Here is a 10,723-nt window from a genome sequence, read left to right as displayed (position 1 = left end):
CTTGGTCAGCGTGAGGCCCGCCGTGGGATGGACCTGGGAGTCACTGCAGCCCTCAGGACTCCTGCGCGGTCCGGTAGTTCGGTTCTCGGCGCCGGCGTTTCGGCTCGACGTCTGCCACGAGTATAGGCAAGGCTTCCCTAATTAAGCAAGCGCTTCCGTGCCTGCCCCAGCCGACCGCAGTGCGGGCGCGTGATCCGGCTCTTCGAGCGGACCGGCACGCCGGCCGCGACGAAGGCGTCCAGGATGCCCTGACCGCGACGCTGCGCGGCGGCCTCGCCGCCACCGGCGAGGATCGGCACGTACGTCGCGGCGCCGAGCACCGACTCCCCCACGAGCCCCCAGAATCGGGACGCGTCGATCGGCGTCAGCCGGGCAATCGCGTCGAACACCGCGTGCAGCGACGTGAGACTGCGGTGCACCGTCCAGAGCAGCAACGCCCGCTCGCACGGCACGGTGACCGTCCGGGGGGCGCCGGCGTAGGGGTCGTCCGGCAGGACACGCATGGTGTCGTCGACGACGCCCGCCCAGTCGATTCCCTCGTCACTGTCCATGTGGATCCACAGGTTCTCGAGCCCCGGGTCCCAGGCCCGCCCCTCCAGCACGACGAGGGCGGTGACACGCCCGACGACCGCGTGGATCAGCGCCGTGGCCACCTGCATCGCGGCGACGTCCGGATCGGGGACGTCCTCGAGCGAACGCGCCCACATCCGGGGCACCCGGTCGCCGTCGAGGTCGTCGGCGAGCGACCACCACCGGCGTTTACCCTCGTCCGCCATCGTCGCGACCGCGTACATGCGCGGATATTCGGCGTTCAGCGCGCGAAGTCGTGTGCAGGACACGTCCAGTGCGGTCGCGGGGGCGGACAGGGTCGAAGTCACCGTGCACTCCAATCGGTCGGGATGGAACACCACCAAACATAGGTGAGCCTAACCAAATATCAAGACTTGACATCATGTGATGTGAGGCACCCCCGCGAACCGCCGCACGCGGCACGCCCCGCCGGATGTGGCAACGGGGATAGGGTTCCGTAACCTAAGTAGTTGAATCAGTGCAGATCCCGTGCACCGGCACACACGTCAGGAGCTTCCCCCGCCAGTGACGACGACGCGACAGTTCGGCAGCGACATCCCGCACCTGCCGACCGATGAGCCCTACGGAAAGCGCGACGTTCCGCGCGGTCCCGCCCCGCTGTACCTCCGGGCACTCGCGGGACTGCTCGACATCGGGACAGTGGCCATCCCGCTCGTTCTCGGGTGGTACATCGTCGACTCCCTCCGCGACGACAACGGCGGCGGGGAGGCCGACCGGGTCGTGTTCGGCGGCGCCGCCGTCGCGATCGCGCTGGGGCTCGCCCTGTGGAACCGCGGATTCCGCGAAGGCAACACCGGGCAGAGTTCGGGCAAGGGTTGGGTCGGCCTCGTCACCCGCGACACCGACACCGGCGACGCGATCGGCCCGAAACGGTCGTTGCTGCGGGCGTTCCGGCGCACCGGCACCGAGGTCGTCCGGGAAAGCACCGCCACCGACGAGGGATTCGCCGTCCGCGAGAAGGACGTCGGCGTCGCCGCGATCCGGCGCCGCCGGCTGATCGGGCTGTGCGTCCTCGTCATCCTGCTGGGACTGGTCCTGCTGGCCAGCGTCGCGGTCGGGGCGCGGCCGCTGTCGTTCGCGGAGATCTTCCACGCACTGTTCGATCCGGACGGCTCGCAGACCGACATCATCGTGCGCACGCTGCGCGGCCCGCGCACCGTGCTGGGTCTGGTCGTCGGAATGGCGCTCGGTGTCGCGGGCGCCCTCATCCAGGGGCACACCCGCAACCCGCTCGCCGACGCCGGACTCCTCGGCCTCAACGCCGGCGCCGCGTTCCTCGTGGTGCTGTCGATGTACCTGTTCGGGTTCAGCGCCCCCAGCGAATACCTGTGGTTCGCGTTCGCCGGATCCTTCGCGGCGAGCGTGATCGTGTTCGGGCTGTCGTCGATCGGCAACGGGGCGGCGAGCCCACTGAGCCTGGCGCTGGCCGGCGCCGCCGTCGCCTTCTTCCTACAGGCGATGACCAACGCGATCATCATCGTCGACCAGTCCAGCCTCGACTCCTACCGGTTCTGGGTGGTCGGGTCGGTGGCCGGCCGCGGCTTCGACGTGCTGTGGCAGGTGCTGCCGTTCCTGGTCCTCGGGCTGATCCTCGCCCTCGTCAGCACGCCGGGCCTGAACGTCCTCAGCCTCGGCGAGGACGTGGCCCGGTCGCTGGGCACCAACATCGCGGCCAGCCGTGCGCTCGGCATCGTCGCGATCACCCTCCTCACCGGTGCGGCCACCGCGGCGTGCGGTCCGATCGCATTCATCGGTCTCGTCGTCCCCCACGTCGCGCGGGCCATCACCGGCCCCGACTACCGGTGGCTGGTCCCCTACGCCGGGCTCCTCGGCGGCGTGATGCTCGTGACCGCCGACGTCATCGGCCGGGTCGTGGTCCGGCCCGGTGAGTTGCAGGTGGGAATCGTGCTCGCCGTGTTCGGCGCACCGTTCTTCATCGCGTTGGTTCGGCGCAGAAAGTTGGCAAGCCTGTGAGCACTCGAGACGACGTGCGCCCCGACCTCGGCGCCGCGCCCACGGCCCGGGTGCCTGCCCGCCCCGCGTTCCGCCTCGGACCGGTCTCCCTGGTCCTGCGCCCCCTCGGCATCGCCGTCAACGTCGCACTGCTGGCGGCCCTGTTCCTGGTGCTGTGCCTCAACATCGGCCGCGGCGACTACCCGCTGTCGATCCCCGAGGTCACGCGGGTCTTGTTCGGCGGCGGCACGAAGGCCCAGAACTTCATCGTCATGGACCTCCGGCTGCCGCGGTCGCTGACCGGGGTGTTCATCGGCATGGCCCTCGGCCTGGCAGGCGCCATCACCCAGTCGATCGCCCGCAACGCCCTCGCCAGCCCCGACATCCTCGGCATCACGTCCGGTGCCAGCGCCGCCGCCGTCGCGCTGATCGTCCTCGGGGGCGGCGGCAGCTTCGTCGGCCTCCTCGCCACCCTGGGGATCCCACTGGCCGCTTTGGTCGGCGGACTCCTCACCGCTGCGGTCATCTACCTGCTCGCGTGGCGCGGCGGGGTGGAGGGGTACCGGCTGATCCTGATCGGCATCGGTGTCAACGCCATGCTCATCGCGGTCACCGGGTGGCTGCTGATCTCGGCGGACATCAACGACGCGTCGCGGGCCCAGGTGTGGCTCAATGGGTCCCTCAACGGCGCCTCCTGGAGTCAGGTGTGGCCCGTCACGATCGCCGTCGTCCTCGTCGGCGGCTACGCGGTGATCTCCTCGTTCACGATGGGCGCGCTGCGTCTCGGCGACGACAACGCGGTGTCGCTGGGGGTGCGGCTGCAGTGGTCGCAGGCCCGGCTGCTGCTCATGTCCGTCGCCCTCGCCGGCATCGCCACCGCCGCGGCAGGCCCGGTCGGGTTCGTCGCGCTCGCCGCACCGCAGGTGGCGCTGCGGCTGGTGCGGTCCGCCGGCCCGCCGCTGATCGCGTCGGCGCTGACCGGCGCCGTGCTGGTGGTGGGCAGCGACGTCGTGGCCCGCACCATCCTGCCCGTCGAGCTGCCGGTGGGTATCGTCACCTCGGCACTGGGTGGCCCATTCCTGCTGTATCTGCTGGTTCGCAACAATCGGAAGGTCTCGGCATGACCGTGCAGACTGACTCTCGACTGATCGCCGACGACCTGAGCCTCGGGTACGGCGACCGGATCATCGTCGACCACCTGAACCTCGAGGTGCGGACCGGGGTGATCACCACCGTGATCGGGCCGAACGGCTGCGGCAAGTCCACGCTGCTGCGCGCGCTGGGGCGACTCTTGAAGCCGCGCAACGGTTCCGTGCTGCTCGACGGCAAGGCCATCGGGTCGATGCGCACCAAGGACGTCGCCCGCACCCTCGGCATGCTCCCGCAGGCGCCGGTGGCGCCCGAGGGCCTCACCGTCGCCGACCTGGTGGCCCGCGGCCGGCACCCGCACCAGTCGTGGCTGCGGCAGTGGTCGTCCGACGACGAGGGCGAGGTCGCCGAGGCGCTCGCCCTGACCGGGGTGTCCGACCTCGCGGACCGCCCCGTCGACCAACTGTCGGGTGGTCAGCGTCAGCGGGCGTGGATCTCGATGGCCCTCGCGCAGGGAACCGACATCCTGCTGCTCGACGAGCCCACCACCTACCTGGACCTGGCGCACTCCGTCGAGGTCCTCGACCTGGTGGACCGGATGCACGAGGAACTGGGCCGCACCGTGGTGATGGTGCTGCACGACCTGAACCTCGCGATCCGCTACAGCGACCAGCTGATCGTCATGCGGGACGGCACCATCGTCGCGTCCGGCGCGCCGAAGGACATCATCTCCGCCGAACTGCTGCTCGAGGTGTTCGGCCTGGAGGCCGCGGTCATCGCCGACCCGGTGTCCGACCGCCCGCTGGTCGTGCCGATCGGCACCCGCCACGTGTACGGCGCGATCGGCGGACCGGACGAGAAGTAGCGGCCGTCAGCGGCGGCCGCCGATCATCGTCCGCACCAGCCGGTAACTCTGCCCCAGCGACACCGTCGGCAGGTACGCCCTGCCGACGGCGTTGCCGATGCTGGGGAGCGCGGCCGGGTCTGCGAACGTCATGTGCATGGCCACGTACCGGGGCTGGAACTTCGACTTGAACGCCAGCAGCGACCGGAACCCGTACACCGGTTCCAGGGTGCGGCCGAGCAGATCGAGCACACTGTCCATCACCGCCGACAGGCTCGACGACTCCGACCGTTCCCGCTCGCCGGCGTCGCCGTCCGGTTGCTCGACCTTCGCGAGCGGGGCGCCGGACAGGCTCAGGAACTGGGCGCCCTCCTCCTCCAGTTTCAGTGCCGCGGACGCGATGAGGAACTCCATCGCCGGCCGGAACCCTTCGGCCCGCCGCCGCATGAAATCGAGGGTCCAGCCGACCACCCGCCCGTCCTGGTACACCGGCAGCCAGGACGTGATGCCGTGGACGGTGCGGTCCTCGTCGACGGCGATCAGGCAGCGCACCTCCGGGTCGTCGACCTCGTCGAGTCCGCCGAGCGTGAAACCCATTTCGGGCATGCCCTTGTCGGCCACCCATTCCTCGGAGATCGCGGTGATCTGATCGGTGATCGCCCGCGGGGCACTGGGGAAGCTGACCCATTCGGCGGTGATCCCCGACTTCTTCGCCTTGTTCAGGGCGGTGCGGACGTCCTGGAACCGTTTGCCGGTGAACGCGATCTGCCCCAGATCCAGCACCGTCTCCTCCGCCACCTGGATGCCGCTCCAGCCGAGGGCGTCGGTGATGTCGCGGACCTCACCGGTCACCGAGTAGAAGCACGGAATCCAGCCGTTGGCGGCGGCGAACTCGGCGAAGTGTTCGACGGTGTCCCGTAACCGGTCCGGTGGGCCGACCGGGTCGCCGGTGGTCAGCGCGACACCGGCGATGACCCGGTACGCGACATAGCTGGTGCCGTCGGCGGAGAACCAGTAGTTGTTGCCACGCCACGTCGTCATCCAGGACAGCGGGCTCCCGCTCCCCGACTTCAGGAGGGCGCGGGCCCGTTCGGTGGACTTCGAGTCCGAGCCGATGGCGGGGCTCAGGAACGTCGCGGCGACCAGCGCGCAGAGGGCGACCCAGAACACCACCCCGGTCCACTCGTAGAGCAGCGTCGCGGGGATGCTCTCCGGCAGCAGCCGCGGGTCGAGCCATTGCAGGTACACCGGCGGGATCAGCCGCTCCGGGAAGTCGGCCAGCAGCGTCGTCGTTCCCGGCCGGGGGTCGAACCCGTGCCGCGCCCACAATCCGCCCAGGAGGTAGAGGACGGCGAGACCGGCGACGAGCGCCACCAGGACACCGGCCAGCCGCCGGTACGTTCCGGCCGGGGCGGAGACGTCGAAGAACCGCCGGGTCGCGAGCAGCACGATCAGGATCGCCAGCGGGGTCAGGAACGGCACCAGCGTCCGGTACAGGTTCGGGTCGGCGAGACCGTAGAACAGGGAGTCCTCGTCGAGGGAGTCGACGAACCGGACCGCGAAGTTCAGCAGCGACAGCACCAGCAGGATCACCTGGGCGATCACCGACGCCACCCACGCGAAACGACGGCCCCGCCGGAGGCCGTCGCTGAGGGTGAGCAGGAACAGGGACGGCATCAGACTCAGCAGGGTCGGCCCGACCCCGGACAGGCGCAGTTCGAGCAGCCCGCGCCGGCACTCGGGGTCCGCCGCCGACACCTCGCACAGGTCGCGGACCTCGCCCGCCGTGTAGGGCACCCCGCGGAACAGGTCGCGCAGCACGGCGAGCGGCCCGACCGCCTCCGCCGACAGGGCGGCGATCATCGGGCCGATCGCGCTGGCCGCCACCACGATCGCGACGAGCACCCGGCCCTCCCGCTGGGTGCCCGCGATCCGCTCGCCGCGGGCGGAGCGGCCCACGATCCAGCGGCCGATCACCAGCCCCACCACGGCCGCGGCCAGCCGGACCACGTCCTGCAGCGAACCGCTGAACAGCGCCAGGGTGATCGTGAACACGAGGACGCCGACCCGGATCCGCCGCCGCCACAGGGTGCCCATGTTGGAACTGGCCACCATCGCGGCGCCGACGATCCAGGTGCTCGGGCCGACGGCCATGCCCACGTGCAGCCGGAAACCCCAGTTCGCGTCGACAACCTTCGCGACCGCGGCCACCGACAGCGCCAGCAGCCCGCCGAGCACCTGGGTGGCGACCGCGGCGAGGGTGAACCGCCCCGACCCCATCCGCCGTTCCAGCGGTGCGGCCACCAGCAGGACGAGGACGGTCGTCGACAGGTACGCCAGGACGTCGTCGCCCCACAGTCCTGCGGTGAGCAGCGTCCACACCCAGCCGTTCTGGAACGCCCGGATCCCGATCGCGACGTGCTGGGACAGGTCGTGGGACGGCCCGCCGATCACGCTGGACGTGGCGATCGCCAGGATCCAGATCGCGGCCAGCAGCGAGATGCTGACCGGCGCGCCCCGCACCGCACCCCGGACCCTGTCCGCGGCCCGCCCCGTCCGACCCCTGACCCTCGCTGCCGTACCGTGTGCGGTTGCCGCGCTGTCGTCGGTCTTCATCCGCCAGGTCCCCACTCTCCGCGATGTCGAGAACGAAAGCTTGCCCGGCGGGTCGGCCGCTAGCCAACCCGACCGTAATCCACCCGTTCGGAGTATGGCCAATACCACACGCCGCGACGCAGTTTTACTACTACCAGTAGTACGTATCTGCGTCGTCGTATCCGTAGAATCGGTGTATGGCTGGACTCGGCGAACTCGAACGCGCAGTGATGGATCACCTGTGGTCCACTTCGGAACCGCAGACGGTGCGGCAGGTGCACGAGGCACTGGCGGCACGCCGTGAACTCGCATATACCACCGTCATGACGGTGCTCCAGCGGTTGGCGAAGAAGCACCTCGTCATCCAGCAACGCGACGACCGCGCCCACCGGTACCTGCCGGTGCATCAGCGTGAGGAACTCGTCGCCAGCCTCATGGTGGACGCGCTCCAGCAGGCCGACAAGTCCGGCAGCCGCGCCGCCGCACTCGTGCACTTCGTCGGCCAGGTCGGCGCCGACGAGGCCGACGCGCTCCGCGAGGCCCTCGCCGCGCTCGAGGCCAAGGAACGCACCACCGGAGACAATCAGTCGGGAACCGTTCGCGCCGGCTGACGTTCGTCATGCATGATGAGTAGGACATGGACGCCACCACCGCGCTGGTCTTCGGAGTACTCGCACTTCTTCTCGCAGGGCCTGTCCCTGCGCTGCTGAGTCGAGCCCGATGGCCGCATCACGCCCCCCGAGCAGCACTCGTGCTGTGGCAGGCAATCGCCCTCGCCGCGGTCCTGTCCGCGTTCAGTTCGGGACTCGCGATCGCCAGCCAGCTCCTGGTCCCCGGACCGGACGGCCGCCCCACCACCGCACCGGTCGCCGAGATCGACGCCCTCGGCCTGCCCTTGTGGCTGCTGTACGTGGTGGTGTTCGCGCTGACCCTCCTCGTCGGGGCCAAACTGATCTTCGCGATCGTGCAGGTCGGTGTCCGCACCCGGCGCCGCCGCGCCCGGCACCGCATGCTCGTCGACCTCCTCGACCGCTGCGACTCCTCGTCCCCCCTCGCCCGCACCCCCGACCTGCGGGTCCTCGACGTCACCGAGCCCATCGCCTACTGCCTGCCCGGGCTCCGGCAGCGGGTGGTGCTCAGTCAGGGCACGTTCACCAACCTCGACGACGCGGAGATCACCGCGATCCTCACCCACGAGCGGTCCCACCTGCGGGCCCGGCACGACCTCGTCCTCGAGGCGTTCACCGCCGTCAACGCCGCCTTCCCCACCGTGGTGCGCAGCAAGTCCGCGCTGGGATCGGTGCAGCTGCTGGTGGAGATGCTCGCCGACGACTCCGCCGTCCGCGCCACCGGGCCGACCGCACTAGCACGGGCACTCGTGGCCTGCTCGGGGTCGATCGCCCCGAAGGGCGCCATGGCCGCCGGCGGTCCCAGCACCCTGCTGCGGGTGCAGCGCCTGGCGTCCACCGAACAGGGCACCCGGGTCGCGCTCGCCGCGTACGCGGCGTCCGTGGCCATCCTCGTGGTGCCGACCATCGCCGTCGCCGTCCCCTGGCTCACCGAACTGAGCCGGTTGTTCAGCGCCGTATAGTCGCCCAGCTCACAGTCCGCCGGGTTCGATAACCGGGTGCCCCGTCGCGTACACTGGTCGGCGGTCGCCACTGCGGCCCATCAACACTGAAACGGCACACAGCCCAATTCCCCGCACTTCCGCGAATGGATTGACCAGGTGACATGTGCCCTGGCTCGTCCCTTTGTGCGTGCTGCATGACAGCCCCCGCTCCGCGACGCGCCCTATGCCCGGAGAGGTACCCGCGTGACCAACGCTGTCCAGACGACGTCTGCCCCACTCGAGCAGACCGAGACCGACACCCCTGACCAGAACGCCACCGACGCCGAGACGGCCACCGTGACGTTCGCCGAGATCGGCCTGCCCGCACCCCTGGTGCAGGCCCTCGCCCGCAACTCCATCACCGTCCCGTCGCCGATCCAGGCGCTGTCCGTCCCCGACGCGCTGGCCGGCACCAACGTCCTCGGCCGCGCACAGACCGGTTCGGGCAAGACCCTCGCGTTCGGCCTGCCGATGCTCGCCCGGCTCGCCCGCCACGACGACCGGCCCGCCGCCAAGCGGCCCCGCGCACTGGTCCTGGTGCCCACCCGTGAGCTCGCCTTCCAGGTGGTCGACTCCCTCAACTCGTACGCCGGGGCGATGGGGCTGACCGTCCGCCCCGCCGTCGGCGGCACCCCGTTCACCAAGCAGGTCGACCAGCTGCGCCGCGGCGTCGACATCCTCGTCGCCACCCCCGGCCGCCTCGGCGACCACCTCCGTCAGGGCACCTGCATCCTCGACTCCGTCGAGATCACCGCCCTCGACGAGGCCGACCAGATGGCCGACATGGGTTTCCTGCCCGAGGTGCGGTCCATCCTCGGCGAGACCCCGGCGGACGGCCAGCGTCTGCTGTTCTCCGCCACCCTCGACCGTGAGGTGCAGTCGCTGGTTCGCCAGTTCCTGCCCGATCACGTGCAGCACTCCACCGAGGACGGTCGCGCCAGCGTCGACACGATGGAGCACTACGTGCTGCTCGTCGACCGCGGACAGAAGGACAACGTTCTCGCCGAAATCGGTGCCCGCGAAGGCCGCACGATCATGTTCGCCCGCACCAAGCTCGGCTGCGAGGGCATCACCGACCGCCTCCGCGCGGTGGGCATCGCCGCCGAGGCCCTGCACGGCGGCAAGGCACAGAACCAGCGCACCCGGGTCCTCGAACGCTTCAAGAACGGCCGCACCCCCGTGCTCGTCGCCACCGACGTCGCCGCCCGCGGCATCCACGTCGACGGCATCGACCTGGTCGTGCACGTCGATCCGCCCGCCGACCACAAGGACTACCTGCACCGCGCAGGCCGGACCGCCCGCGCAGGCGAGAAGGGCACCGTCGTCGCGATCGTGCTCCCCAACCAGAAGCGCACGTTCCGCCGCCTGACCGGCATGGCGGGCGTCGACGCCACCGCCGTGCCCGTCACCCCCGGCTCCGAGAAGCTGGCCAGCATCACCGGCGCCAAGGCGCCCAGCGGAGAACCGGTGCGCGACACCTACTCCCGCGGCGAGCGCGGCGACCGCAAGTTCGGTGACCGCGGACCGCGCCGCGAAGGCGGATACGCCGGACGCGACGGCGGCGGGTACCGCGGCAACCGCGGCTTCGACGGTCGCGGCTCCTCCGACCGGGGTGGCCCGCGCCGCGACTCCGGTGAGCGCAGCTACGGTGACCGCCCGTCGGGTGGCCGCAACTTCGAGGGCCGTAGCTTCGAAGGCCGCGGCAACGAGGGACGGGGTTACGAAGGGCGCGGCCCGCGCCGCGAGCAGACCGACAACCGGTCCGGCGGCTACCGCGGCGACCGCCCGCAGCGTGACGGCGACAACCGCGGTGGGTACCGCGGTGACCGCGACAGCCGGACGTTCTCCGATCGCGCGCCGCGCCGCGACTACGGCGACCGCGCGCCCCGGCGCGACTACGGCGACCGCGGCGACAGCCACCGCGGTTCCGGCGAGCGCAGCTTCGACCGCAGCGCACCGCGCCGCGACTTCGGCGACAACCGCGGCGCCGCAGGCGGGTTCCGCCGCGACGACCGGCGGGACGACCGCCGCCCCGCGGC

The 10,723-nt window shown here is 70.8% G+C and carries 8 protein-coding genes; 6 read left to right on the top strand and 2 right to left on the bottom strand.

Translation table 11 applies throughout. From position 1 onward, the window contains the following. Window positions 1-137: 137 nt before the first annotated feature. Window positions 138-911, bottom strand: coding sequence for a hypothetical protein (locus ACFTZB_RS37265; protein WP_378439649.1), 774 nt, complete (start codon window positions 909-911; stop codon window positions 138-140). A gap of 184 nt (window positions 912-1,095) precedes the next feature. Here ACFTZB_RS37265 and ACFTZB_RS37260 point away from each other — a divergent pair, with 184 nt between their 5' ends. From ACFTZB_RS37260 to ACFTZB_RS37250, 3 genes are read left to right on the top strand one after another with little or no spacing between them, the layout of a single operon-like run. Beyond that, a complete protein-coding gene (locus ACFTZB_RS37260; RefSeq protein WP_378439647.1) occupies window positions 1,096-2,565 on the top strand; it encodes a FecCD family ABC transporter permease in 1,470 nt (489 codons plus the stop codon). Beyond that, the gene (locus ACFTZB_RS37255; RefSeq protein ID WP_378439645.1) at window positions 2,562-3,668 is read left to right on the top strand and encodes a FecCD family ABC transporter permease; all 1,107 of its coding nucleotides are present in this window, start codon (window positions 2,562-2,564) and stop codon (window positions 3,666-3,668) included. Before ACFTZB_RS37260 ends, ACFTZB_RS37255 begins: the two co-directional genes overlap by 4 nt. Further along, window positions 3,665-4,498: an ABC transporter ATP-binding protein gene (locus ACFTZB_RS37250; RefSeq protein ID WP_378439643.1), complete on the top strand. Its 834-nt coding sequence runs from the start codon at window positions 3,665-3,667 to the stop codon at window positions 4,496-4,498. Before ACFTZB_RS37255 ends, ACFTZB_RS37250 begins: the two co-directional genes overlap by 4 nt. A 6-nt stretch (window positions 4,499-4,504) precedes the next feature. Here the strand turns inward: ACFTZB_RS37250 and ACFTZB_RS37245 are convergent, their stop codons facing one another. Then, window positions 4,505-7,093: a bifunctional lysylphosphatidylglycerol flippase/synthetase MprF gene (locus ACFTZB_RS37245; RefSeq protein ID WP_378439641.1), complete on the bottom strand. Its 2,589-nt coding sequence runs from the start codon at window positions 7,091-7,093 to the stop codon at window positions 4,505-4,507. A gap of 176 nt (window positions 7,094-7,269) precedes the next feature. Here ACFTZB_RS37245 and ACFTZB_RS37240 point away from each other — a divergent pair, with 176 nt between their 5' ends. The 3 genes from ACFTZB_RS37240 to ACFTZB_RS37230 form a co-directional block, all read left to right on the top strand. Further along, entirely contained in the window at window positions 7,270-7,683 is a 414-nt protein-coding gene (locus ACFTZB_RS37240; RefSeq protein ID WP_015890703.1) for a BlaI/MecI/CopY family transcriptional regulator, read from the top strand. A 26-nt stretch (window positions 7,684-7,709) separates the two neighbouring features. After that, window positions 7,710-8,663: a M56 family metallopeptidase gene (locus tag ACFTZB_RS37235; RefSeq protein ID WP_276139868.1), complete on the top strand. Its 954-nt coding sequence runs from the start codon at window positions 7,710-7,712 to the stop codon at window positions 8,661-8,663. A gap of 225 nt (window positions 8,664-8,888) precedes the next feature. Beyond that, a partial coding sequence (locus ACFTZB_RS37230) for a DEAD/DEAH box helicase (RefSeq protein ID WP_378439638.1) occupies window positions 8,889-10,723 on the top strand: 1,835 nt, incomplete at its 3' end.

This window comes from Rhodococcus sp. NPDC057014 (assembly GCF_042673295.1).
In the GTDB taxonomy this organism is placed as follows: domain Bacteria; phylum Actinomycetota; class Actinomycetes; order Mycobacteriales; family Mycobacteriaceae; genus Rhodococcus_F.
Note: the sequence above shows the minus strand (reverse complement) of the source record. Positions and strands in the feature narration are given on the sequence as shown.